The following is a 25274-nucleotide window of genomic DNA, read 5'->3' as shown; positions in this document are numbered from 1 at the left end:
TAAGATCAAAAAAAACTGAAGGGTTGCTTAAGGCTTTGCTAAATAATGTAAAAAATAAATACATAGAATTATGATGTATTGTATTTTTATGTATATTTGATCTATGTATTCAAAAGAACTGCTTAAAGGAACTTTATCTGTTATTATTCTTAATTTATTATCCGAAAAAGGTCGAATGTATGGCTATGAGATTTTTCAACAAGTAAAAGAACGCTCCGACGGCAAAATTTTATTAAAAGATGGCTCGTTATATCCATCGTTGCAAAAAATGAAAAAAGAAGGTCTGTTGACTTGTGAAGAGATGTATATAGGTAAAAGAGTCAGGAAATATTACCTATTAACATCAAAAGGAGAGCAAGAGAAGGTGAATTATCTAGAGGAGCTTAAAGACTTTATGATAACGCTTAATAATGTGATTTTTCCAAAGCTAGACGTCATATGAAATTAAGTGTTGAACAAGAAGAAAAGATTAAGAGTTTTGTAGATAAGCAGGGACTAAAGCTGCCAGCCTTACGAGATGATATTTTAGATCATTTATGTTGTGTTGTAGAAAGCGATTTAAAATCAGGAAAAAAATTTGATCAATCATTCCAGGACGCGATATTAGAATTAGCTCCTAACGGTTTGATTGATTTAGATCATAAAACATTTTTTTTATTAAACTCAAAACGAATAATTATAATGAAGAAACTAATGTATTTTATTGGATTTATTGGCGCATTAATTTTAACTACAGGGATTACTTTCAAGATACTCTGGTATCCTGGAGCTAACAAGCTTTTTATAACTGGTTTTTTGCTACTGCTATTAGTGTTTGTTCCAATGTTTGCTTTTGACAGGTATAAAGTTGCAATTGCTAAAACACTTTCAGAACGGTTGAAAATTGTTTTAGGATGCATCTCTGGCGTCATAATAGGTTTATCTGGATTGTTTAAGGTACTGCATTGGATGGGAGCAGAAGTATTATTGTTGGCTGGATCTCTAATTTTCGCAATCGGTTATTTGCCTTTCCTGTTCTTTACGATGTACAAACGATCGGTCATTTAGTGTGGTCATACAAAAGTAAAATCAAAAGCCCTAAAGTATCACTTTAGGGCTTTTGATTTTATATAGGATGTTTTAAAAGATCTATTCATTCACCAATACCCATTCACCTTTTTCGATGAGAGGAATCGCCTGTTTATATTTAACGGTTTTATTTTCTCCGCTCATCACGTGCTTGATAGTAACTCTATCATTCCGTCCTATTTTTGGTTGTTCCCGAACAATAGTTTCTGTTACTTGTTGCCGCTGCTGTGTTTGCCCAGCAGCTCGGCTTTGCGCAGCACGCTCATCCATATTAGGGATTTCTTCTTTTGAAGTTTCCAAATTTTCTTTTCTTCTTATTTGGCGTGCTTCCGAGATATCCTGAGTATTACCTGTTGGCAACTCTCCCTTAAATAAAAAGGAGATAACATCTTTATTGACTTCCTCGATCATTGCTTTAAACAATTCAAAAGCTTCAAATTTATAGATTAACAACGGATCTTTTTGTTCATGGACAGCAAGCTGTACGCTTTGCTTTAATTCATCCATCTTACGCAAATGCGTTTTCCAGGCATCGTCAATAATTGCTAAAGTTATGTTTTTCTCAAAATCAGTAATTAGCTGCTTCCCTTCACTTTCATATGCTTTCTTTAGGTTTGTGGCAACATTCAGACTTTTTACTCCATCTGTAAAAGGAACAAGAATACGTTCATATTTACTAGAAGGATCTTCGTATACTTGTTTGATAACAGGGTATGCAGCTTCTGCATTACGCTTCATTTTATCCTGATAATGCTCATAAGCAGCTTTATAAACTTCTCCGGCAATTTTCTGAGCATCCATTTTTTCGAATTCCTCGGCGCTAATAGGGCTACTCATAGAGAAATAACGAATCAATTCAAACTCAAAATTTTTAAAGTCTTGGGCATTCTTATTGGATTCTGTAATAACCTCTGCAGTATCATAAATCATGTTGGCAAGATCCACACGCAGGCGTTCTCCAAATAACGCATGGTAACGACGTTTGTAAACTACCTCACGCTGTGCATTCATCACATCATCATACTCTAATAGTCTTTTACGAACTCCAAAATTATTTTCTTCTACTTTTTTCTGAGCTCTCTCGATAGATTTGGAAATCATCGAATGCTGAATTACTTCCCCTTCTTTAAGACCCATTCTATCCATCATCTTAGCAATACGCTCTGATCCAAATAAACGCATTAGATTGTCCTCCAGAGATACGTAGAATTGAGAGCTTCCGGGATCTCCCTGACGACCAGCACGACCACGTAACTGTCGGTCTACACGACGAGAATCATGGCGTTCTGTACCTATGATGGCTAAACCACCTGCTACTTTCACTTCATCTGATAATTTAATGTCTGTTCCCCGACCAGCCATGTTGGTAGCAATCGTAACGACTCCTGGATTACCAGCTTCTGCAACAATATCTGCTTCCTTTTTGTGCAACTTTGCGTTCAGTACGTTATGAGGTACTTTACGTATAGTTAGCATTCTACCTAGTAATTCTGAAATTTCTACAGAAGTTGTACCGATCAGTACTGGTCTTCCAGCTCTGGATAGTTCGGTAACCTGTTCGATAACAGCGTTGTATTTTTCTCGTTTGGTTTTGTAAACCAAATCTTCCATGTCTTTTCTGGCAATCGGTCGATTTGTAGGGATTTCAACTACATCTAATTTATAGATTTCCCAAAGTTCTCCTGCTTCAGTAACCGCAGTACCGGTCATCCCTGATAGTTTACCATACATTCTGAAGTAATTCTGTAGTGTTACGGTAGCAAAGGTTTGTGTAGCATCTTCAATCTTTACATTTTCTTTTGCCTCAATAGCCTGGTGTAAACCATCACTATAACGACGACCATCCATAATACGTCCGGTCTGTTCATCAACAATTTTTACTTTGTTATCCATCACTACATATTCTACGTCTTTTTCGAATAATGAATATGCTTTTAATAATTGACGTAGTGTATGAATACGCTCGCTTTTTACACTATATTCTCTAAATAAATCCTCTTTCTTTTCAGCTTCTTCCTCTTTAGACAAACCAAGATCTTCGATTTTGGCTATTTCCATGCCGATTTGCGGTAACACGAAGAAATCTGGATCATCCTTACCCGAAAGATAATCTACACCCTTATCAGTAAGATCAATTTGATTGTTTTTTTCTTCTATTACATAATAAAGATCCGCATCAATCTTATGCATTTCACGATTATTATCCTGCATATAAAAATTCTCTGTCTTCTGAAGAAGCATTTTTACTCCTTCTTCACTTAAGAATTTAATGAGTGCCTTGTTTTTAGGAATACCTCTGTATACTTGCAGTAATTTAAAACCGCCGTCTTTGGTATTTCCTTCTTTAATAAGTTTTTTTGCTTCAGCAAGGACCGTAGTTAAGTATTTTTGCTGTACCGATACGATATCAGCAATTTTCGGTTTTAATTCATCAAACTCATGAATATCTCCTTTTGGAATAGGTCCTGAAATGATTAATGGTGTACGAGCATCATCAATTAGTACAGAATCTACCTCATCGATAATAGCATAATTATGCGGGCGTTGTACTAAATCTTCTGGAGCGTGAGACATGTTGTCTCTAAGGTAATCAAAACCAAATTCGTTATTAGTTCCATAAGTAATATCAGCATTGTAGGCTGCTCTTCGTTCTGCAGAGTTAGGTCTATGATTATCGATACAATCTACCGTCAAGCCGTGAAACTGGAAAATAGGTGCCATCCACTCGCTATCCCGACGTGCTAGATAATCATTAACGGTAACAAGGTGCACACCATTACCGGATAGTGCATTTAAATATACCGGAAGAGTAGCCACCAAAGTTTTACCTTCTCCTGTTTGCATCTCCGCGACTTTTCCCTCGTGTAATGCGATACCACCAATCAGCTGCACATCATAGTGAACCATATCCCATTTCACTTCTTTTCCTGCAGCATCCCAGCTTGTAGACCATATAGACTGATCTCCATCAAGAGTGATATGTTCTCTATTAGCAGAAAGCTCACGATCATATTTGGTAGCTTCTACCGTAATTGTATCATTTTCAGCAAATCTTTTAGCAGTTTCTTTTACTACTGCAAAAGCTTGAGGAAGAATTTCATTTAAAGCCTTTTCTGTTGCTTCATAAGCATCCTTCTTTAATTTATCAATCTCTCCATAGATGTCTTCTTTTCTGTCTATATCTTCTATGGCATCCGCTTCCTTTGTAAGTTCGTCTATTTGGGCATTAATATCGGCACGAGCTTCATTAATAAAACTTTTGAATTCTATAGTTTTAGCTCGGAGCTCGTTATCAGAAAGCGCTGTAATAGCTTGTTCTTGTTTTTTGATCAAGTCAACCCTTGGTTGAATTTCTTTTATATCTTTTTTGGATTTATCTCCAACGAATACTTTTAATACAGAATCTAAAACTCCCATAATTAATGGTTATATGTTTTTAATGAGATTTTAATTTTAAAATGAAACTAACTTATAAAACCTAAAAAAGGTGGTATTAGGTTAAGCCTCAATTCTAGGAACCTATTGTAATCTCAATGCCTCCTGGCAATATTATACAATACTTAATAAGCTGTTGAATAGCTTGAAAAAGTGGCGTAATTTACGCAAAAAAAAAGCCTCTTGCGAGACTTTTAATACTATTTAAATATTTTTTAATATTCATCCTCATTCCAAAGATAATCTTCGTCAGTAGGATAATCTGGCCATATTTCTTCTATAGAATCATACGAGTCCCCTTCGTCCTCAATGGATTGAAGGTTTTCCACAACCTCTAGCGGTGCTCCCGTACGAATTGCATAGTCAATTAACTCATCTTTGGTTGCTGGCCAAGGTGCATCACTTAAATAAGATGCTAATTCTAAAGTCCAATACATATGCTTACTGGTTTAATATTTTTTGCAAAAATAATTTTTTAGTTTAAAAAGTCAAGTAAAAAATTAATTATTTAAACAATAATTTTAAGAACGTGAATTTTCGGGTAGTACCCTTAACGTATTTTAGGCTTTCAGAAGGCCTAAGAATTTTTCTGAGGAATCCAAGGTATCTCTTCTGCCTGCAATTCGTAGGACAATTTTCGTGCCAGTACAAATAGATAGTCAGATAGTCTGTTTAAGTACTGCAAAGTAGTTTCTTCAAAAGGCTCTAATTCGTATAAGGCTGTGGCCAAACGCTCGGCTCTTCTACATACACAACGAGCAATGTGACAGAATGACACGGTTTCATGTCCTCCAGGCAATACAAAATGTGTCATTGGAGGTAAAGACTCGTTCATACGATCTATCTCAGTTTCCAAAAGTGCTATGTCTTGTATAGAAATCGTTGGGATATTTAGTCGTTTTTGTCCACTTTTTAGAATTGCTTTTTCTGGATCAGTAGCTAATATTGCTCCGACGGTGAATAATTTGTTCTGAATATTAATCAGCATTTTTTTGCTCAATTCATCTATTTGTTGATCTCTAATGAGTCCAATGTGTGAGTTTAGCTCATCGACCGTACCATAACTGTCAATACGAATATGATGTTTAGGAACTATAGTGCCGCCAAATAAGGCGGTGGTGCCCTTATCTCCTGTTTTTGTATATATCTTCATTAGTGTTTTCTTGATGATTCTTTTTATAATTGGTAATAGCTTTCTTAGCCTTTCTTGTATTCAGGTAGACATAAATAGCACCAATTATCAGTGCCAGTAATAACCACTCAAAGGTCATTTTTTCTTCTTTTTAAAATAATTTTTTCTAAAATCCCTTTTGTCTCTATGATATAATTTTTTTTTGTTTCTGCCAGAATTCCAACGTACAATAAAAAATAATAGTGCTATTCCTATAACAACTAATAGAAGTTGGGTTTCTTCAGAAAGTGCATCAAACATGTTTTTTCTTTTGAGGTAAAAGTAATAAATAGCAATGAGTTTGTTGGTTTTTGAGTTTATGGAGTTAAATACTTCAATACTCCGCATTCAAATACTCACCACTATTTATTACCTTTGTATCGCTATGGAATTTTCATCAAAATTATTAGAAAACGCTGTATACGAGATGTCGCAATTGCCAGGAATTGGTAAGCGAACAGCATTGCGATTGGTGCTGCACCTCTTGAGACAACCAGAAACGCAAACACAGCATTTAGTAAAAGCATTAGGAACTTTACGAGAAGAAGTAAAGTTTTGTAAAAAATGCCACAGTATTAGTGATGTGGCGGTTTGTGATATCTGCAGTAACCCTAATCGAATACATGATATCATCTGTGTAGTGGAAGATATTAGGGATGTGATGGCTATCGAAAGTACAAGTCAATACAGAGGCTTGTACCACGTTTTAGGAGGGAAAATAAGTCCAATGGATGGCGTTGGACCACAAGATCTTAAAATTAGTACACTTGTAGAAAAAGTAAAAGCTGGTAAAGTGAAAGAACTGATTTTTGCACTGAGTGCCACTATGGAGGGCGATACTACTAATTTCTATATGTATAAACAATTAGAGGGTGTAGCGATAAAAACTTCCACAATTGCCAGAGGAATTGGTGTAAACGATGAATTAGAGTATGCAGATGAGGTAACTTTGGGTAGAAGTATCCTTAATAGAATTCCATTTGAAAATGCGTTGAAGAGCACGTGAAAGAATAAATAGTTTTTAATACGTATCATTGTGCTGTTATTTCACGTAAATAAATTTAAGTAGTTGATTGTAATTTTTTATGTTTTCACTAAATTTTAAATATACTAATATATTCTCCTTAGCTGTCTAAATTCAATATAAGTGCAATGCTAAAATCAAATAACGGTTCTAATACATATGTAATGATTGCATTAGATTCTATATAATATTAATCTTAAAAGTTATTTTCTTCTGAAGCTTTCTGTAGTCATTCTCAATTATAATGTACGTTACTTTCTAGAACTATGTATTCTTAGCGTTCAGAAAGCAGTAGCCAATTTAGAAGCTGAGATTGTTGTGATTGATAATAACTCTGCAGACGATAGCTGTAAGATGGTCAGGGAACGTTTTCCTGAAGCAATATTGATAGAAAATAAAGAAAATATCGGTTTTGCTAAAGCTAATAATCAAGGTATTGCTATCGCAAAAGGAGAATATATCTGTATTTTGAACCCAGATACGGTAGTCACAGAAGATACGTTTACGAGGATCATCGCAGCATCCGAAAAGCTCATACATACAGGGATGGTCGGGCCCAGATTGATCGATGGTACGGGCAGTTTTTTGCCAGAAAGTAAACGTAATGTACCTTCACCGCTAACATCTTTTAGAAGATTATTTGGTATTAAACTAGGTAAAGTGAAAAATTATTATGCAGATCACATATCAGAAACTGAAATAGGTGATGTGGATATTTTAGTGGGAGCTTTTATTCTTACAAGAAAAACAGCTTATGAATCTGTAGCAGGTTTTGATGAAGACTACTTTATGTACGGAGAAGATATCGACCTTTCTTATAAAATGAAAAAGAAAGGTTTGGTAAACTATTTTATAGGCACTGTGCCTGTAATTCATTATAAAGGAGAAAGTACAGATCATAATGCTGAATATATCAAACGCTTTTATGGAGCTATGAGATTGTTTTACCACAAGCACTTTAGAAGCAACTGGTTGTTGGACTTTGCGGTGTCTGTCGGAATACGCTTGATCTCAGTTATACAGTCGTTTAAAAAGCATCACACAAAAAAACAACAAATTGATCAATATTTTTTGATTTCTGAGAGTGAAGAGTTAAGAGATAAACTTGCTGATGTATTGAAAAAAAAAGTGGTATTTATTTCTTTAGAATCGGCAAAGAATTTGGGAGATGCTAATAACGAGCTTATCTTTGACAATGAGATGCTGAGCTTTGGAGAAATTATCAACGCAATGTTACAATTAAAAAAACCGAATATCACATTTAAAATCAGACCATTAGGTTGTAATTACGTTTTAGGAAGTGATTTTAGTGATGGAAAAGGAGAAGTGATTACTTTTTAGAGAAATTTTAATAAATAAAAATTAATTTAAGAGCATAACTTTTATTAATTTCGCAAAAAACTTTACTAATAAATACCTTTGATTAAGAATATGGCAAAATTTGAGCTTAAACTTCCGAAGATGGGTGAGAGTGTTGCAGAAGCGACAATAACAACTTGGTTAAAAGAAGTTGGAGAGACTATCGAGATGGACGATCCAGTATTAGAGATTGCTACAGACAAGGTGGATAGTGAGGTTCCCTGTGAGGTAGAAGGTGTGCTGGCAGAAAAACTTTTTGAAGTTGATGATGTTGTAAAAGTTGGTCAAACGATCGCTATTATCGAAACAGAAGGAGAAAATGGAGCAGAGGCAACACAGGAAGAAACCAAAGAAGAAGCGTCGATAACGCCAGAAGCAGCGGCGCAAGCAATTGAAAATGATATGGATGTCGTAACAGAAACTGCTTCTACAAAAGCAGATTTCTCCGAAAGTTCTAATTTTTATTCTCCATTGGTAAAAAATATAGCAGCTGCCGAAGGAATTTCTGTAGCAGAACTAGAAAAGTTATCCGGAACCGGAAAAGATGGAAGAGTTACCAAAAATGATATTTTACAATTTGTAGAAAATCGTAAAGCAGGTAAGACTAAGATGGCTACTGCAGCGCCAATGGTTACAGAATCAAAAAACGCTCCAGAAGCACTTGCTAAGAATACCGAAGCACCAAAAGCAACGCCAGTTGTAGTATCTGGTGAGGATGAGATCATTGAGATGACTAGAATGGGCAAGTTGATTGCACATCATATGGTAGAATCTGTGCAGACCTCTGCACATGTACAATCTTTTATCGAAGCAGATGTGACTAATATCTGGAATTGGAGAAAGAAGGTAAAAGGAGATTTTATGAAAAGAGAAGGAGAGAACCTGACTTTTACCCCAATTTTTATGGAAGCTGTTGCAAAAACTATTAGAGATTTTCCGATGATCAATATTTCCGTTTCTGGTGATACAATCATTAAAAAGAAAAATATAAATCTGGGTATGGCCGCAGCTTTAGCTGATGGTAATCTTATTGTACCTGTAATTAAAAATGCAGATCAGTTAAATCTGGTAGGGATGACCAAGGCAGTAAATGATTTAGCTAATCGCGCGAGAAATAATGCGCTAAAACCGGATGATATCCAAGGAGGAACGTATACAGTAACCAACGTAGGTACGTTTGGTAGTATTATGGGGACACCGATCATAAATCAACCGCAAGTAGCTATTTTGGCACTGGGCGCCATCCGTAAAGTACCCGCAGTGATTGAAACACCAGATGGAGATTTTATAGGAATCCGTTATAAAATGTTCTTATCACACTCGTATGATCATAGAGTAGTCAATGGAGCGCTTGGAGGGCAGTTTGTACAACGTGTAAAAGACTATCTTGAAGCTTTTGATGTGAATAGAGAGTTTTAATTTTACACGTAATGCTAACCAATCCTAGTGATTAGAGTTAAAAATTACTATCGAGGATCGTAATTTAGTAGTAAAATGGTTCTAAACTTACTTACACCTGATAATCATCAGGATTACTTCAATAGATAAAAAGAGAATTTTTAATAAAATAATAAAAAGTCAGATATTGAAATAGCAATAAAACAAAACCCTAATCTCTCGATTAGGGTTTATATTTTCTTTATATCAGATCTCTATGCCTGAAGTATACAGTCTTTACAATCTTTTATTTCGCCGTAATAGGTTTCCCTGTATTTATGAAGCGTAGTGATTGGAACTCCTAATAAATATTTTTTGATAGATGTTACATTAGTACTTAATCTACCCATATTTCTAGAGTGTATGTTTCTAATTCTGGTTTTTCTTTTAATCCTAATGATTTTCATAATATGAATTTGGGTTATCAGTTGGTTTATCTTTTATAATGCATTACTGGTGCATACAACTTCCCAATAAGACATTTCAGAAAACTCCTGACATTTTCTACTGTTGATCTCTGATTTCCAGTAATCGATTTCATTTTTTACTTTTCTTCCATCTTTTGTTTTAATCGTTCTTCCGTTTTTTTGCGGAACAAATGTGTTTGTCGACATATATAAATTTTGATTATTAATAAGATTTATTTTGGGTAACTTAGAAGCACAGTTCTTAAATTGAATGTATGACTGCGTTGATGTTGTGTCTAGCTACTAATTTTTCAGTAAATGACTTATGACCACGTGGTGCTAACAAATGTAGCTTTCCGCGTTTCATCTGAGCCATAAAACCTAGTAGTTTCCATCGCACAACTAATGTTTTATCATCCTCATTCTTAAGGGCTATATCAGAAAAATGTTTTGATCCGCCGTGGGTAACAAAAGACATGTCTGGCTGAATCTTCAAATCAGTTTTTGTACTTCGAAAAACTTTTGGGTCTTCATAGCCATCTGGAACTGCTTTTAAAGATATAGTTGCTCTTTTTTCTGCCCACGCTAATGCTTTCTCCAAATAAGTTTCCTTTTCCATGCTGATTTTTTAAATTAAACATAATTCTTTAACCCATTTATTTCAAATGAGTATACAAATTTACAAAAAAAATAGTTTCTATAGGAACTATTTGTTGTTTTATTTTTGTTAAAAGCCTTTATTTATAATGTTTTACAATGTTTTTGGGTGCAAATAACTCAATTAAATTGAACTTTTAGTTCTGTAGAAAATAATGATATTAGTATCATATTATTTACTAAATATACTCCAAAAAAGCTGGTAGTCCAACAGTTAGTCGTGTCACAGAAAAGGAGTTACACTGTAACGTGTAGCAATGATATTATCCTGTAGATCTATCTATTATCCTCAGGAGTCATTTCTTTTATAGTAATTAGCGGAGCAGCATCGATGTTTTCAGCATCCATGATAGAAGCTAATAATTCAATGTTTCGATCCAGTTCGTCAATTTGTTCCTGAGTAAGTTTTTGTAGCTTTTCTGTTGTTTTTTCTTGTAAGGTAGTTGGGGATCGATGCAGTATGTCCGCACCTTTTGCGGTAAGCGTAATATATATAGTTCTTTTATCGTTAGGCTTAGGTAGTTTTGCTACTAATCCTTTGGATTCCAATCTGCTAATAATTCCAGATACCGTACTGGCGTTAAGGTTAATATAAATCCTTATTTCTTTGGCAGAAGCTCTGTAATCTTCTTGTTCTGATAAAAACTGTAAAACCAATAACTGTGGAATACTAATACCAAACTCCTTTTCAATCTTTTTGCTTTCCAGATTAATAGATCGAATTATTTTGCGCAGTTTAACTAGTATTTCAATGTATTTCACAAATGATTTATTTAAAAGAATAATACAAAGATATAAACATAAGTATTATTAGTCGATAATATTGAAACTATATCTCTTTAAAATGTAGAAGTCTCAGATTCATAACATATGTATTTATCATGAAAAAGGTGTTTTTATAGAGTTCTGTCGATATAGCTGTAACAAATTAAAGAACATAACTACTAATTATTTAGTGAGTATCTCTTTTTTAATACTAAAAACTAAATTGCTATGAATATTATTGAAGCGTCAAAATTTTTTAGGAACCTAATTACTGAAACGGATGATACATCTGAAATAAAGATTTATAATAAAATCTTACGAATTTTATCTCAACTAGAAAGTAGAGATTTGAGTGAAGAGCAACTAGAAACAATTGAGGAAAAACTTAGCGCATTTGGTGTTGATGTCAGTAGAGAAAGCAGAAAAAAGTATTTTAAAAAGACACTCAAGGAGTTTTCTGATTTTATAAAAAAGGAGCTTTCCTTAATATCAGATAAATATTATATGACCTTGGGAATGAGCATCGGAATGTGTTTAGGGATGAGTTTAGGAATGACCTTTGGCGTAGTTTTCGGTTTCGAATCAAATGTTTCCAAAGGGTTAATTTACGGGATGACGTTTGGAATGCAGATTGGATTAGCTATAGGCCTAGCTATAGGTGCTGCTATGGATAATAAAGCAAAAAAAGAAGGTAAGGTGTTAAGTCTTAAATATGATTAAGAGGGTAGCATATATTACCGACATTCATCTTGATGAGGAATTTCCTAAAATCTTGGGGGTTGATAGTAGAAATAACTGGAAAGCTATTTTAAAAGATATTGATTCCAAAGATATCACAGAAATTATCTATGGAGGAGATATCGGAAAAAAATCATCAAATTCCTGGTTTTTTGACTCATTAAAAAAATACAATCTATCTATTACTTTGGGAAATCATGACGTTTTTTCTGAAGCGATAAAATACTATAAAAACGGTACGGATACTACAGTTAGTGAACTTTTTTATAGTCAGGAAAATGTTTTTTTAAATTAATCTTTTTAGATTCCAGTACAGAAGTAATAAGCGATAAACAACTAGCCTGGCTAAAAACTGAATTAATGACTACCAAAAAAGTATAGCTATTTGTGCATCACCCTATTTTAGCGATACCTAATATGATGGATACACGTTTTTCTTTGAAGGGAAGAGAAAAAATTCAAGATCCTCTATTAGAGCAAGTAACTAATGATATTGCTATTTTTTGTGGTCATTATCATGTGGAAGATCATTCTCGTAATGAGAACATAACACAATACATTACACCAGCAGCCTCATATCAGGTAGAAAAAGATTTGAAAGAGATTAAAGTCCACAATAATTCATTTGGATACCGGATGATAGAGCTATATATTGATCAAGTATCCTCTGAAGTGATTTTATTTTAAAGGTTAAAAACCATTTTGCAATTTATTATTCCTGTTAATTTATTTTAAAAATAAATAGTAAGGGGAAAAATCCTCATCAATGATAATATTTGATAGCATATTTCCATCAACATCAAATACAAAAATAACAGCTTTATAAATATCGTTACCGTATCCAACTCTGGTTGACATCAGGACAGTGTTATTTTCAAAATTAAAAACACTATCAATAAATGTAATACCAGTAATACTATTGGTTGCTTGGTAATCAGATAATACAGAAAAAAGATTAATGAATTTGTTTGTTTTCGTTTCTAGATTATAAATGGAGGGGAAATACGGGTAAGGACCTGGAACTGGCAGAGGTTCAAGATAATAAGCGGTATTTTCTTTATATAATCCGTGACCTACTCCTGACAAACCAATTTCAGATGTGTATTCATTGGTTAATTCCATGTTATCTAAAGTGTATAGACCATAAGTAGAAGAAAAGCCGTGTCTTAAAAGTAAATCACCGGAATCAGTTGGAGCGATAAATTGAGGTCTAAAATCAAATTCCAGGGTCTTTATGATTGTGTAATCCAGGGTATTTAATACAGATACTGAATATATTGTCTCTTGATTTTCAGTAAACGAATAAACTATTATTAAACGATTTTGGCTGTATAACAAGTCATACACTGAATCAGCTTTACCGATTAAAATATCAACTTCAGTAGAGCTGAGAATATCTTTAGCTCTAATATAAAGGTCATCTGATACTGATAGTCTTATATATGCTGAAAATATAGTACTACCAGAGTTTTTATGTAAAAAAGGAGTTTCTCCCTCAGAATTATTAAAGAAATTTTCTCTAACAGTAACATTATTGGTATTAATATTCTTTAACCAAAGGGATTGTAGTTGATAAAAAGAAAGTAGATTTTCTCTAAAAGTTACAGAATTATAAAAGAATGGGGTTTGTTCTGTAATGTTTTTTAGTTCACCAGATTGAGATTCTTCATTAAAATCATATTGAAATGTATTCCCGTTACTATTTCTTCCAATAATTAAAAAAGAAGGTACTTTTTTCGAATCGTCAATGATGTTGTCATCATCACTATTGCTGATATTATTGTCTGAACTACAGGATAGAAAGGTTACAATAATTAAGCTAATTGAGAATTTTAGTGAAAAGTTTCTCATCATATTTGGTTTAATTTATTTTCGCAAAAATAGCGTTTTTTTAAACTTTTAAATATTTTTTTTGATGTAGGAAAAGTAAATGAAAGTCAATGAAATGGTTTTTCTTGATTAAGTAAATTTTGAGCCTGTAATTTGAATTGTTATAACCAAAAATACCGCTATATAACTTACTTAAAAAATAGAAGTTCGTTTAACCTGTACGCCTTCCTTCGACCTTGGTTTTAGGTGTTCAATAAACGCATTAAAATCTTGGATGCTATAACTTTTTGTCATATTCTACAAAAGAAAGCGTCATAGTATCTCTGTTGTATCCTTGATCTTTCGTTTTCCTCCGAAATATTGGCGATAGTAAATTGTTGTTACTATCAATATCTTCTGTTAAAAACGGTACTTTTTTTATCAAGAGGTGGAGTTTGCGTTTTATTTTTACCAAAATTTATAGAGAGCACTTATCATTACCCTCTAAATAAGAAAAATCGTTCTTTCATTTTTTCAATTTCAGAATTCTTGTTAGTCACAATATAATCAATGGCTTCTGTAGTAAAATGTTTCCCTTTTTCAGTTAGAGAAACGATATCATTATTGATTAAAATCATATTATTTTTTAATGCTAGTTCTAATACTGATTTTGCTCTTACTTTTTGCCAGTTGATATGTTCGTTCAGGTGTTTTACATGTCTTTCTGTTTCGTCATCCTCATGATTATCTAGGTGTAATAAAAATGTCAATAAGGAAACCTCGATACGTTGTTGTTTTTGGCGATACAATACCGAAAAATATCCTTTATTAGGAGCAAATAAGTATATGGTCAAAAAATTGATTCCGAGTACGCTGGTCATAGACCCTGAAATGGAAGTGTCCAATCCATGAGCTAACCAATATCCGGCAACCGCAGAAATGACTCCAAACAAACAAGCTAGCAAAAGCATTTTTTTAAGATTGTTGGTGAGCAGATATGCCGTAGCAGCGGGTGCAATCATAAAGGCAATAACTAAAATAGCTCCCACTGCATCAAAAGCTCCCACAGTAGTGATAGATGCTACAGTCATTAATCCATAATGCATAATAACTGGTGACAATCCTAGTGCCGCTGCCAATCCAGCATCAAAAGTGCTGACTTTTAATTCTTTAAAAAAAGCAAAAAGTAGTCCTAGAGAAACGATTAATATGGTTCCAATGATCCACAAAGATTTGGGTCCAACATCAATACCATTGATAATCAATCGGTCAAACGGAGCAAAAGCAAGTTCTCCAAGTAATACAGCATCTATGTCTAAATGTACGTCATTTGCATTCTGAGCAATCATAATTACTCCAAGACTAAACATAGCAGGAAAAACCAATCCGATCGCAGTGTCTTCTTTTACCAATCCGGTTTTTTGGATAAACTCTACCAACACAACGGTTAGTACTCCACTAAAAGCAGCAAGTAGAATTAACAAAGGTGAAGATAGGTCGTGGGTAATAAAAAAGCCAATTACTATCCCCGGCAAGATAGAATGACTAATAGCGTCTGTTATTAATGCCATCTTACGTAATACCAGAAAAGTCCCTGGAATAGCGCAGGCAATGGCAACCAAACTAGCAATCAATTGTATTTCGATCTGTGCACTACTCATCCTCTGTTTTTGTTAATTGATTATATAAATTCGCAGCAGTTTTATATCCAGAATTTGTTAGTGACCACATGTTTCCATCAATTCTTACATAATCTTTGTCTTCTAGTTTCTGCAAAGACTTTTTAGTGAATCCCTGAAAATTATTTAATATTTTGATTGCGTGTGGATGTGAAATATCTTCGTGATCCCTAGCAATATTATACATAAATGAAAGCGTCTTGTGTAGTTGTAGATCATTTCTGTTTTTCCTAAAACGAATTTCTCTAAATAGCAATCCCCTGCCTGGAGAAAAAACAAAAGAAACTAACACAAATACGGCAGCCACCAAAACAATGACAGGTCCGGTGGATAGATTATGATGACTGGCGCTTATGGCAGTTCCGATGACTCCTGAAAAAGCTCCAAAGATAGCGGCTAAAATGACCATCATCGACAAACTGTTAGTCCATTGCCTTGCAGCAGCAGCCGGAGCAAGAAGCATAGCACTCATTAAGACAACACCCACGGTTTGTAATCCCAAAACAATGGCAATAACGATAAAAGTAGTAATCAAAACATCAAGAAATTTGATATTAAAACCTAAAGTTGTAGTATAGTCAATGTCAAAAAGCGATAACTTAAGTTCTTTCCAGAAAAGTAGTAAAACAATAAGGCAGATTCCAGTTACGAGTGACATCATCCAAACATCGCTTTCTAAAAGGGTGGCAGCTTGTCCAAAAAGATAATTTTCTAATCCGGCCTGATTGGCATTCGGTAATTTTTGAATATAGGTGAGTAATAGCATTCCAAAACCAAAGAATATGGAGAGAATAAGTCCCAAAGCGGTATCTGACTTTAAATGTGTTTTTTTAACGATCCCTCTAATCCAGAAACTTCCGACCAAACCACTGACTAGCGCACCCAATAAAAAGGCGTTGCTGTTTTTTGCCCCGATAATTAAGAAAGCAATAGCAATACCCGGCAAGGCGGCGTGCGAGATAGCATCACCTAGTAAACTTTGTTTTCTGAGGACAGCAAAACTTCCTAACATACCACAGATGGCACCCAGAATAGCTGTACCCAATGTAATAGTGCGTAGCGTGTAATCTGTAAAAACAAGTTGTATATATTCTAAAACATCCATTTTTTGGTTGTATATCGTCAGTTACTAAGGTGTCTCTCAATAGTCATTACGAACCATCAATTTTTACTGCTGTACACTTACTTTGTAATTAATTCCATAAGTTTTGGTCAAATTATCATCGTTAAAAATATCTTTTACGGGACCCGTCGCGATTTTTTTTACATTTAAGAATGTTACCCAATCAAAATATTCCGGAACCGTTTGTAAATCATGGTGGACTACTATAACGGTTTTCCCATCTTTTCTAAGCTCCTTAAGAATATTGATAATAGCTTTTTCTGTGGTGGCATCCACTCCTTGAAACGGCTCATCCATAAAATAGATAGACGCATTTTGTACCAGGGCTCTAGCCAGAAAGATACGTTGCTGTTGTCCTCCAGAAAGCTGACTAATTTGCCTGCCTTTAAAGGCAAGCATACCTACTTTTTCTAAAGCTTCCAATGAAGCTTTTTTTTCTTTCTGCCCAGGTCTTTTGATCCAACCTAGACTACCATAAGTGCCCATCATTACTACATCGAGTGCAGTAGTTGGAAAATCCCAGTCTACACTGCCTTTCTGTGGAACATATGCGACAAGTGCTCTTTGTTTCTTGTAAGGTTTGTTGTATATTTTTACACTTCCTGCAATTGGTTTAATAATATCCAAAATCGACTTGATTAAGGTTGATTTTCCTGCGCCATTAGGCCCTACAATTGCCATAAGAACACCTTCTGGGATCGTAAGGTCAATATCCCATAAAACAGGTTTGTAATTATAAGCAACGGTGAGGTCGTCTATTTGTACAGCTATCTTGTTCTCCATCAGTAGTCATTTTTTGTCATTAGCAGTTTATATTTCATTGGTGCTTATTTTTATATTATTTCTCTCGAACTAATGGTCTTTTTTCAATTGTTTCTTGAGTTCTCCGTATTCATTCGATAGTGCTTAAAATTAGCTAAGTACTACAGAAAACCTACTTCAAAGCATTTACAATGGTATTTACATTAAATTCAAACATTCCTATATATGTTCCTTCAAAAGTACCAGGATTACCCAGAGCATCAGAGTATAAAGTGCCTCCAATCGTGACTTCATGATCTTTGGATTTAACTGCTGCCTGTAGTGCAGCAATAGTACGTTTAGGAACGGATGTTTCTACAAAAATAGCTTTTACTTTATTTTCAATAATAAAGGAAGCTAATTTTTGCACATCTTGCACACCGGCTTCTGTAGCAGTAGATAACCCCTGTAGACCAACAACATTAAATTCGTATTCTTTTCCAAAATAACTAAAAGCATCATGAGCGGTAACAAGTATCCTTTTTTCTTTGGGCAATGTTTCTATGGTAGTTTTAAGTTTAGTTTCAAGAATAGCTAGTTTTTCTAGGTATTTTTTCCCGTTAGATTCAAAAGTTTTAGCATTTGTAGGATCTAACTCTTTTAATTTTTCAATAGTAAAAGTAGCGACTTGTTTCCAGTTCTTGATACTAAACCAAATATGTGGATCATAGTTGGATGCAAAATAATCGGATCCGATAAGGATACTCTTATCCAAAATTTCACCTACAGCGATCGTTTTGATATTTTGACTTCCCATTTTCTCAAATACCTCTACCAGTTTTCCTTCAAGGTGAAGCCCATTATAAAATATGACATCAGCGTTTGTCAATTTTGTAACATCACCTTCGCTAGCTTTGTATAAATGTGGGTCTACTCCAGAGCCCATTAATCCCTGAACTATGATTGCATCACCGCCAATATTTTGCACAAGATCCGTGATCATCGTAGTGGTTGTAACCACCTTTAATTTTTGATTTGGGTCTTTTGTTTCCTGTTTACAGGATAACAAGATGATAGAAACTATAAGGGTTGATAATATCTTTTGCATCGCTATTGAATTTTTTAAAATTAAAAAAGGTTAGTTCGGTAATCTTACGCTAATACCTGCGCTTAGCAATAGGTTTTGTCCTTCTGTAATTCCAGAACCTATGGTAGTGTCTAGTTGTATGTTATTGGTTAACAAATAAGTTAATCCAGCATCCCAAAGATGATTGGCTCTGCTGTCTTCAGGTAAATCGCCATACAATTCGCCGTATATTCCAAAAGAATCGGTAATGCTATATCCATAAGAGATTGTGTATACATAAGCGGTTTCTGGAGAATCGTTTCGCCAAGCTGCCCCAAGATTATATGATAGATTAGATTTTTTGTTGAGTGTGTGTGAAAATGAAAACCTAAAGTCTACTGCAGTAGTTTCGGGTCTAAAATCCTCAGCCGCGGTAAATGGTAAGAATAGGTGTCCAATGATACCTATTTCGGGTAGAAACCCTTGCTCTTTAGCAATTCCAATTTTTGCTCCTAATAATAAAGGTGATAATCCACTGTCAATATCTTCTAACTCTACACCATTGATTTTGGTTTTGATTTCAGCAAAATCCCACCCAATTCTAAGTTCTAGATTATCTAATAATCCGTACCTCAATAAGGTAGTATTAAATGTAGTGGTTTTTTGTTGTAGAGCGTTGGTTCCTGCGTCTTCATAAAAAGCTCCTGTTTCTATTTGTAAATATCCTTTTGGTACTACTGTGGGAGACTCGGTAGCATCGGGTCTATCGGTAACGAGAGGTCCAATAGTATTGTTTTCCTGAGAAAAAACAGCTTTAAAAATTAGACAACTCAATAAAGTAAGTAAAATGGTTCTGTGTAATTGCATTAGGTTTAGTACTTTTGTTTTGTTACAAATACAAAACTAAAGAAGTTAGTTATGACTAACAAAATAAATTTGAATAATTTAACAAAGAGTGAAGAGGATTACTTGAAAGCGCTATTTCAATTACTTGTAGAAAATAGCTCTTCTAAAGTTGGGAACAACCAGCTTGCGGATTATCTTAAGGTTTCTCCTGCGTCGACAAACAATATGGTTAAAAAGTTGAAGGCCAAGAGATATGTGGTAAGTGAAAAATATGGTAAGTTAGAGTTAACCGAAGAAGGACGCTCGATAGCAGTGCGTTTGATCAGAAAACATAGGCTTTGGGAAACTTTTCTTTGCCAATATTTAAATTTTGGTTGGGATGAAGTACATGAAGTAGCAGAGCAATTAGAGCATATTAAATCTCAAAAATTAATTAATGAACTGGATCGGTTTATGGATTTTCCGGCCAAGGATCCTCACGGCGAGGTAATCCCAAATGCAGATGGTGAGTATTCTATCTTGCCAAAGATAACGTTGTCTTCATTAGCAGAAGGTGCTATCTGTAGATTAGTTTCTGTAAATGACGCTTCTGTTTCATTTCTTAAATATGTATCTGAGATTGGATTGGCACTTAGTAGTGAGATACGTGTTTTAGAAGTAAGAGAATTTGATGGTTCTATGAAAATCATGTTCAATAATTCAGAGGAAACAGTAACTAGAAAATTTGCAGACAATGTTTTTGTTAAATTGATATAATGTTAAAATGTTAAAAAAAGTTTTACTGTAACAGATTATAAGATTTACCTGTTATCTTTGAGCCACACAATCAATTTATGGAGCTTAATTTAAAAAAACCGATCTGTTTTTTTGATCTGGAAACAACCGGTATTAACATTTCTAAAGATCGAATCGTCGAAATCTCTATCCTGAAAGTTTTTCCTAATAGTAATAAGGAAAGCAAAACATGGCTAGTTAATCCTGAAATACCTATTCCGCCAGAGACTACTGAAATACATGGAATTACTGATGAAAAAGTGGCTAATGAACCTACTTTTAAACAATTAGCAAATCAGGTTAATGATATGATAAAAGGATGCGACTTGGGTGGATTTAATTCTAATCGCTTTGATATCCCTTTGTTGGCAGAAGAATTGTTGCGCGCCGATATCGATTTTGATATGAAGAATGCTGCAGCCGTAGATGTGCAGACTATTTTTCATAAAATGGAAAAAAGGACTTTGGCTGCGGCTTATAAGTTTTATTGTGACAAAGATTTAGAAGATGCACACTCTGCAGCGGCTGATACCAATGCCACTTATGAGGTTCTGAAAGCGCAATTGGATAGGTATCCTGAGTTAGAAAATGACACTAAGTTTCTTGCAGAGTTTAGCTCCAGAAAGCAGTTTGCAGATTTTGCAGGTTTTATCGCATATGATAAAGAAGGAAGAGAAATTTTTTCTTTTGGTAAGCACAAGGGTAAATTAGTAGAAAAAGTAATGGAAGAAGAGCCTGGGTATTTTGGATGGCTGCAAAATGCAGATTTTCCTTTATATACAAAGAAAGTACTTACTGCTGTTAGACTTCGTAAATTAAATAATAGCCTGAAACCATAATTCCTTATTAATAATTGTATGAAGCTTATTTGTATAGGTCGTAATTATACCGATCATATTGAGGAACTAGAAAATGAAAAACCAACGGATCCGGTCGTATTTATGAAGCCGGATACAGCAATCTTATTAAAAAAACAACCATTTTTTATTCCAGATTTCTCCGATGATGTACATCACGAGGTAGAAATTTTGGTAAAAATTAAGAAAGTAGGAAAGCATATTGATAAAAAATTTGCTCATAAATATTATGACGAAATTGGGCTGGGTATCGATTTTACTGCCCGAGACTTACAGTACACATTAAAGTCTAAAGGTTTGCCCTGGGAAAAGGCTAAGGCTTTTGATGGGGCTGCTGTTATTGGTAGTTGGGTTTCCAAAGAAAACTTTCAGGATCTTAATAATATTGATTTTCACTTAGAAAAAAACGGGGAGACCGTTCAAAAAGGAAATACAAGGTTTATGTTGTGGAAGATTGATGAATTGATAGAATATGTGTCAAAATATTTTACTTTAAAGATCGGAGATGTTATCTTTACAGGAACACCAGCCGGAGTTGGTACTGTTAAGACAGACGATACTATGACTGGTTTTATAGAAAAACAACAAATTTTTTCAATAAGAATTAAATAAATGAGCAAAGGGTATAGCTTAGAAAGTGTTAATGAATTGTCTGGTGGAGACGATGAGTTTATAATAGTATTAGTACAAACTTTTTTAGAAGAAATACCTCCAGATCTTAGTGGTATGGTTCAGGCGGTAAATGATAATAATCCTCAGACGGCATATCAGTTTGCTCATAAAATGAAACCAAACCTACAGTTATTTGGTATAGATCTTTTAAAAGAGATAAAACAAATAGAAGCCTGGTCTAAATCAGGCAAAGAACAGTCTGAGATACTACCTGTATTAAATCATATCGTTACTACAGTTAATGGTGCTATCGAAGATCTGAAAGCGGATTTTCAATAGTATGCAGGCAGAAATAATCACCATTGGAGATGAAATCCTTATTGGTCAGATTGTTGATTCAAATGCTGCTTTCATAGGGAAAGAACTTAATAAAATTGGTGTTGATGTATATCAAATAACTTCTGTTCAGGATGACAAACAGCATATTCTTAACGCACTCGAAGAGGCAAAACATAGAGTAAATGTTGTAGTCATTACTGGTGGATTAGGCCCTACAAAGGATGACGTTACCAAGCATACCATTTGTGAATTTTTCAATGACTCATTAGTTCAGGATGATGATGTATTATATCATATCGAAGCTCTGTTTGCAAAATATATTCATACACCAGTTACGGATATCAATAGGATACAGGCGCTTGTTCCTAGCAAAGCAATAGTGTTGATGAATAATTATGGGACTGCACCCGGGATGTGGTTAGAAAAAGATGATACCGTATTTGTTGCTATGCCAGGCGTACCTTTTGAAATGAAAAACCTTATGAAAGATGAGGTGTTGCCAAGGCTTCAGAAAAGATTTGAACGCCCATTTATTATTCATAAAACGGTATTAACCTATGGTTTGGGTGAAAGTGCAATTGCAAAAAAAATAGAACTATGGGAAGATAGTTTACCATCTTTTATAAAGCTTGCATATCTTCCTAGCTTAGGAAGAGTCAGGTTGCGACTTTCTGCACGTGGAACGGATGAGCAATTATTAAAGGATATGCTTTCGGAAAGGATTGCAGATCTGAATACAATTATTGGTGATATTATCGTCGGTTTTGAAGAAGATGAATCTATTGAAACATTGATAGGAAAATTATTGTCTTCTCGAGGGCAATATCTGGCAGTAGCGGAAAGCTGTACAGGCGGTAAAATAGCGCAGTCTATAACAGCTCACGCAGGTTCTTCTGCTTTTTTTAAAGGAGCGGTTGTCACGTATGCTACACAATCTAAAATGGATATTTTAGGCATAGAAAAAGATCTGATCGAGAAGTTTACAGTAACAAGCCATGAAGTGGCAAAGTCTATGGCATTGGGTGTTAAAAATAAATTTAAATCAGATTATGCTATTGCAACTACGGGTAACGCAGGGCCTTTAAAAGGAGATGGTGACGTTGAAGTGGGAACTGTTTTTATAGCAATCGCTACTCCAGATCGTGTTTTTTCAGAGAAGTTTGTATTTAGCAATTTACGTGAGAGAACCATCGGTAAAGCAGTCAATAAATCTTTCGAGTTACTTTTGAATAAATTGAGGTGATTTAGCTTAAGTTTAGGATATTTTTAGACCATTCAATAGCATCCTCAAGATGGTTGAAATTATAAAAAGGTCTCTTAGTAAAATGCTTTTCAATCAATGTAGATTTGGGACTGATTAAATTGTAAGTAACTACTCCGTACCGTTTAGAATTATGCATCTACCATAACGCACAATTAAGATAATCAGTAGGTGTTATCGAGAGGGAATAGACTCTGTCCGAAATATAAGTAAAAGGTTTACCATCTCCATAATGTTTTTACACAAGGGGTATATCAGATTGTTAAGTTTATCTAACGTTAATACTTCACCTTCTTTAATCTCTGCGATAATATATTATATTGCTCATAAAAGTAATAAGTACCTAAGTTGGGATCATATTTTTGAATCAATGTATCACGTACTGTTATTCTCATAACGTTTTATTTTTATATTAGTTATGAATATGTCGGGAAACTGAGGTGATTATTTCTTCTGAGCATCGGTAATTCAGTGATTTAATACAAATCTAAGGGTTTCTAACGATATAGTTTGTGTTATTTCATTATAACCTATGGAAACTTCGATATACATTTATTTCTATATTTTCGAATACAATTTTATTTGTTAATCTGAAAAAATTATTTCTTTTCCCCATAAAATGACTTCTTCTAAATTATCAAAAATGTCTGTTGACGCTCGCACAAAGTATTTTTCGTACTCCGCTATTTGTCGGTTTTTTTGATCGTATACAACCACAGCATAAGCCTTAGCGTTGGGAAAGAGTTCAATGAACCTGAAGTGTCCTATCGGATTGAAGGAATAGAAATTTTTGCGGTTAGCAATGTAAAAAAACGATGTTGTTTTATGATAATGGTTTTCAATTAATTGGTATAGTTCCGCAGAGTTTTCTGCGCTAAATATAATCCCATTCTTTATTTCTGATATTACAAAATTTTTATCAAAGTAAAACGATCCAATATCTAGATCGTACTTATTTATTAGTTTACAGTTTAAATTCTTATACATTTTAATGGTGTTTTAGGGTTGCTTTTTGGCTTACTATATTCTTTAAAGTTGATCTGACCAAAAAGGTTAGCCTGCTGAAAATCGACGCTTAAATCTAGAATAGTGCATCATTCAAACCGTCAAAAATTTTAATTTTTTTCAGAAAAGACTATTCTAGGGTAGCTATTTTGATATTGATTACATTATAACTTATAAAACTGTAAGTAATAAAATTAAGAATTAATTTTAAGAAATTAACATGCATTGCTGATTCAAATCTATAAGAGTCTTTTATTGGGAATATAGGCGAGAGGAATAGTTCTTCTTTAGTATAAATTATTTGAAATAAATCTGTAGAATTTTCGAAAGTAATGATAATTCTTTCTTTTTATTTAAGAAATTATGTAATTCTTATTGAGATAAGATGTTTCAATTGGGTAACAGTGCTTATGAATTAGGATCTTAATAAAATGGTTGGCCATCTAAGATTTAGTATAAGGTGATTTCCAAATACGGAGTAATACATTGTTTTTGTAATAATTGTTTTATGTTTTAGTTTATGTTTAAAATATACTTATTTGTAATTTTCTGAATTATAAATAACAACCTTGTTGATTTAGTCGTGCAAGATTAATTCATCAACCCATCGTACGGCATCTTCCAAATTATCAAAAACCTTGGTGGGAACATTAAGAAAAGACTGTTCAAGTGAAGCTATTTTATTATTAATGGCATCATAGGTAACTACTCCATAACCTCTTAAATTTGGGAATAGTTTGGTTGATTTAAAATGTGCAGTAGGCTTAAATGAGTACGAATTCACTCGATTTGTAATATAAACAAATGGAATGTTGTTTCCATAATACTCTTTTGCTAATAAAAACATTTTTGTGGCTTTATCATAATCAACAGAAACTCCATCACTCATTTCTGCTATTAGAAAGTGATCGTAAAAATAAAAAGATCCGATATCGAGAATGTGTTTGCGCACAAGTTTACGAGTACTGTTTCGGAGCATAACATTTTTTATCTAATATACAATTTAGGGCTTTAATAATCAATTATTTGAAGTATGTTTTTAAGTTTTTTTTAGTAGGATAAAACAAAGTTTGTAAGATTCTCTTTGTTTTCAGATAATTG

At 33.9% G+C, this 25274-nt stretch carries 28 protein-coding genes; 13 read left to right on the top strand and 15 right to left on the bottom strand.

Annotation, left to right across the window (positions count from 1 at the left end; all coding sequences use genetic code 11):
• The first annotated feature begins 103 nt into the window (after positions 1 to 103).
• On the top strand, positions 104 to 442 hold the full coding sequence (locus tag ACWGOQ_RS13330) for a PadR family transcriptional regulator (protein ID WP_452058644.1): 339 nt from the start codon (positions 104 to 106) through the stop codon (positions 440 to 442).
• Positions 439 to 1047: a hypothetical protein gene (locus tag ACWGOQ_RS13325; RefSeq protein ID WP_452058643.1), complete on the top strand. Its 609-nt coding sequence runs from the start codon at positions 439 to 441 to the stop codon at positions 1045 to 1047. Before ACWGOQ_RS13330 ends, ACWGOQ_RS13325 begins: the two co-directional genes overlap by 4 nt.
• Positions 1048 to 1128: 81 nt before the next feature.
• Here the strand turns inward: ACWGOQ_RS13325 and secA are convergent, their stop codons facing one another.
• The 3 genes from secA to ACWGOQ_RS13310 form a co-directional block, all read right to left on the bottom strand.
• The gene (secA, locus tag ACWGOQ_RS13320; RefSeq protein ID WP_452058642.1) at positions 1129 to 4485 is read right to left on the bottom strand and encodes a preprotein translocase subunit SecA; all 3357 of its coding nucleotides are present in this window, start codon (positions 4483 to 4485) and stop codon (positions 1129 to 1131) included.
• 233 nt (positions 4486 to 4718) lie between these two features.
• The gene (locus tag ACWGOQ_RS13315; protein WP_006989959.1) at positions 4719 to 4940 is read right to left on the bottom strand and encodes a DUF2795 domain-containing protein; all 222 of its coding nucleotides are present in this window, start codon (positions 4938 to 4940) and stop codon (positions 4719 to 4721) included.
• 140 nt (positions 4941 to 5080) lie between these two features.
• Positions 5081 to 5656 (bottom strand): cob(I)yrinic acid a,c-diamide adenosyltransferase, encoded by a 576-nt coding sequence (locus tag ACWGOQ_RS13310; RefSeq protein ID WP_452058641.1) that lies wholly within the window; start codon positions 5654 to 5656, stop codon positions 5081 to 5083.
• Positions 5657 to 6059: 403 nt separating this feature from the next.
• Between ACWGOQ_RS13310 and recR the strand changes: the two genes are divergently transcribed.
• The 3 genes from recR to ACWGOQ_RS13295 all read left to right on the top strand — a co-directional run bounded on the left by recR (position 6060) and on the right by ACWGOQ_RS13295 (position 9476).
• Positions 6060 to 6680, top strand: coding sequence for a recombination mediator RecR (gene recR / locus ACWGOQ_RS13305; protein ID WP_452058639.1), 621 nt, complete (start codon positions 6060 to 6062; stop codon positions 6678 to 6680).
• A gap of 195 nt (positions 6681 to 6875) precedes the next feature.
• On the top strand, positions 6876 to 8039 hold the full coding sequence (locus ACWGOQ_RS13300; RefSeq protein WP_452058741.1) for a glycosyltransferase family 2 protein: 1164 nt from the start codon (positions 6876 to 6878) through the stop codon (positions 8037 to 8039).
• Between the two features lie 90 nt (positions 8040 to 8129).
• Positions 8130 to 9476, top strand: coding sequence for a dihydrolipoamide acetyltransferase family protein (locus ACWGOQ_RS13295; protein WP_452058638.1), 1347 nt, complete (start codon positions 8130 to 8132; stop codon positions 9474 to 9476).
• A gap of 233 nt (positions 9477 to 9709) precedes the next feature.
• Here the strand turns inward: ACWGOQ_RS13295 and ACWGOQ_RS13290 are convergent, their stop codons facing one another.
• The 4 genes from ACWGOQ_RS13290 to ACWGOQ_RS13275 all read right to left on the bottom strand — a co-directional run bounded on the left by ACWGOQ_RS13290 (position 9710) and on the right by ACWGOQ_RS13275 (position 11320).
• Entirely contained in the window at positions 9710 to 9901 is a 192-nt protein-coding gene (locus ACWGOQ_RS13290; RefSeq protein ID WP_452058637.1) for a hypothetical protein, read from the bottom strand.
• A 33-nt stretch (positions 9902 to 9934) separates the two neighbouring features.
• The gene (locus ACWGOQ_RS13285) at positions 9935 to 10108 is read right to left on the bottom strand and encodes a hypothetical protein (RefSeq protein WP_452058636.1); all 174 of its coding nucleotides are present in this window, start codon (positions 10106 to 10108) and stop codon (positions 9935 to 9937) included.
• Positions 10109 to 10163: 55 nt separating this feature from the next.
• On the bottom strand, positions 10164 to 10520 hold the full coding sequence (locus ACWGOQ_RS13280) for a hypothetical protein (RefSeq protein ID WP_452058635.1): 357 nt from the start codon (positions 10518 to 10520) through the stop codon (positions 10164 to 10166).
• A gap of 314 nt (positions 10521 to 10834) precedes the next feature.
• Complete coding sequence (locus ACWGOQ_RS13275) at positions 10835 to 11320, bottom strand: MarR family winged helix-turn-helix transcriptional regulator (RefSeq protein WP_452058634.1); 486 nt, start codon at positions 11318 to 11320, stop codon at positions 10835 to 10837.
• 231 nt (positions 11321 to 11551) lie between these two features.
• Between ACWGOQ_RS13275 and ACWGOQ_RS13270 the strand changes: the two genes are divergently transcribed.
• The 3 genes from ACWGOQ_RS13270 (at position 11552) to ACWGOQ_RS13260 (ending at position 12748) form a co-directional block, all read left to right on the top strand.
• Positions 11552 to 12043: a hypothetical protein gene (locus tag ACWGOQ_RS13270; RefSeq protein WP_452058633.1), complete on the top strand. Its 492-nt coding sequence runs from the start codon at positions 11552 to 11554 to the stop codon at positions 12041 to 12043.
• Positions 12036 to 12356, top strand: a complete 321-nt coding sequence (locus tag ACWGOQ_RS13265) for a metallophosphoesterase (RefSeq protein ID WP_452058632.1) — start codon at positions 12036 to 12038, stop codon at positions 12354 to 12356. Before ACWGOQ_RS13270 ends, ACWGOQ_RS13265 begins: the two co-directional genes overlap by 8 nt.
• A 92-nt stretch (positions 12357 to 12448) precedes the next feature.
• The gene (locus ACWGOQ_RS13260; protein ID WP_452058631.1) at positions 12449 to 12748 is read left to right on the top strand and encodes a metallophosphoesterase family protein; all 300 of its coding nucleotides are present in this window, start codon (positions 12449 to 12451) and stop codon (positions 12746 to 12748) included.
• A gap of 39 nt (positions 12749 to 12787) precedes the next feature.
• On the opposite strand, the gene ACWGOQ_RS13255 is transcribed toward ACWGOQ_RS13260, so the two are convergent.
• The 6 genes from ACWGOQ_RS13255 to ACWGOQ_RS13230 all read right to left on the bottom strand — a co-directional run bounded on the left by ACWGOQ_RS13255 (position 12788) and on the right by ACWGOQ_RS13230 (position 19346).
• Positions 12788 to 13912, bottom strand: coding sequence for a hypothetical protein (locus ACWGOQ_RS13255; protein WP_452058630.1), 1125 nt, complete (start codon positions 13910 to 13912; stop codon positions 12788 to 12790).
• Positions 13913 to 14367: 455 nt separating this feature from the next.
• Positions 14368 to 15531 carry a metal ABC transporter permease gene (locus ACWGOQ_RS13250; protein WP_452058629.1) on the bottom strand — a complete coding sequence of 388 codons (1164 nt, stop codon included), beginning with the start codon at positions 15529 to 15531 and terminating at the stop codon, positions 14368 to 14370.
• Positions 15524 to 16654: a metal ABC transporter permease gene (locus ACWGOQ_RS13245; protein WP_452058628.1), complete on the bottom strand. Its 1131-nt coding sequence runs from the start codon at positions 16652 to 16654 to the stop codon at positions 15524 to 15526. The genes ACWGOQ_RS13250 and ACWGOQ_RS13245 overlap by 8 nt, the downstream gene beginning before the upstream one ends.
• Before the next feature lie 63 nt (positions 16655 to 16717).
• The gene (locus ACWGOQ_RS13240) at positions 16718 to 17455 is read right to left on the bottom strand and encodes a metal ABC transporter ATP-binding protein (RefSeq protein WP_452058627.1); all 738 of its coding nucleotides are present in this window, start codon (positions 17453 to 17455) and stop codon (positions 16718 to 16720) included.
• Positions 17456 to 17606: 151 nt separating this feature from the next.
• Positions 17607 to 18521, bottom strand: a complete 915-nt coding sequence (locus ACWGOQ_RS13235; protein WP_452058626.1) for a metal ABC transporter solute-binding protein, Zn/Mn family — start codon at positions 18519 to 18521, stop codon at positions 17607 to 17609.
• Positions 18522 to 18551: 30 nt separating this feature from the next.
• A complete protein-coding gene (locus ACWGOQ_RS13230) occupies positions 18552 to 19346 on the bottom strand; it encodes a transporter (protein WP_452058625.1) in 795 nt (264 codons plus the stop codon).
• A 51-nt stretch (positions 19347 to 19397) separates the two neighbouring features.
• Between ACWGOQ_RS13230 and ACWGOQ_RS13225 the strand changes: the two genes are divergently transcribed.
• From ACWGOQ_RS13225 to ACWGOQ_RS13205, 5 genes are all read left to right on the top strand, one after another.
• On the top strand, positions 19398 to 20081 hold the full coding sequence (locus ACWGOQ_RS13225; protein ID WP_452058624.1) for a metal-dependent transcriptional regulator: 684 nt from the start codon (positions 19398 to 19400) through the stop codon (positions 20079 to 20081).
• A gap of 77 nt (positions 20082 to 20158) precedes the next feature.
• Positions 20159 to 20938 (top strand): exonuclease domain-containing protein, encoded by a 780-nt coding sequence (locus tag ACWGOQ_RS13220; RefSeq protein WP_452058623.1) that lies wholly within the window; start codon positions 20159 to 20161, stop codon positions 20936 to 20938.
• An 18-nt stretch (positions 20939 to 20956) separates the two neighbouring features.
• A complete protein-coding gene (locus tag ACWGOQ_RS13215; protein WP_452058622.1) occupies positions 20957 to 21568 on the top strand; it encodes a fumarylacetoacetate hydrolase family protein in 612 nt (203 codons plus the stop codon).
• Positions 21569 to 21907, top strand: a complete 339-nt coding sequence (locus ACWGOQ_RS13210; RefSeq protein ID WP_452058621.1) for an Hpt domain-containing protein — start codon at positions 21569 to 21571, stop codon at positions 21905 to 21907. It abuts the gene before it with no gap.
• A 1-nt stretch (position 21908) separates the two neighbouring features.
• Positions 21909 to 23150: a CinA family nicotinamide mononucleotide deamidase-related protein gene (locus tag ACWGOQ_RS13205; RefSeq protein ID WP_452058620.1), complete on the top strand. Its 1242-nt coding sequence runs from the start codon at positions 21909 to 21911 to the stop codon at positions 23148 to 23150.
• A 603-nt stretch (positions 23151 to 23753) separates the two neighbouring features.
• Here the strand turns inward: ACWGOQ_RS13205 and ACWGOQ_RS13200 are convergent.
• Together ACWGOQ_RS13200 and ACWGOQ_RS13195 are read right to left on the bottom strand one after the other, a co-directional pair.
• Entirely contained in the window at positions 23754 to 24155 is a 402-nt protein-coding gene (locus ACWGOQ_RS13200; protein WP_452058619.1) for a hypothetical protein, read from the bottom strand.
• 595 nt (positions 24156 to 24750) lie between these two features.
• Entirely contained in the window at positions 24751 to 25152 is a 402-nt protein-coding gene (locus ACWGOQ_RS13195) for a hypothetical protein (protein ID WP_452058618.1), read from the bottom strand.
• Between the last annotated feature and the right edge of the window lie 122 nt (positions 25153 to 25274).

It is taken from the genome of Aquimarina ulvae (assembly GCF_053613295.3).
This window is presented reverse-complemented; position numbering and strand designations above follow the sequence as displayed.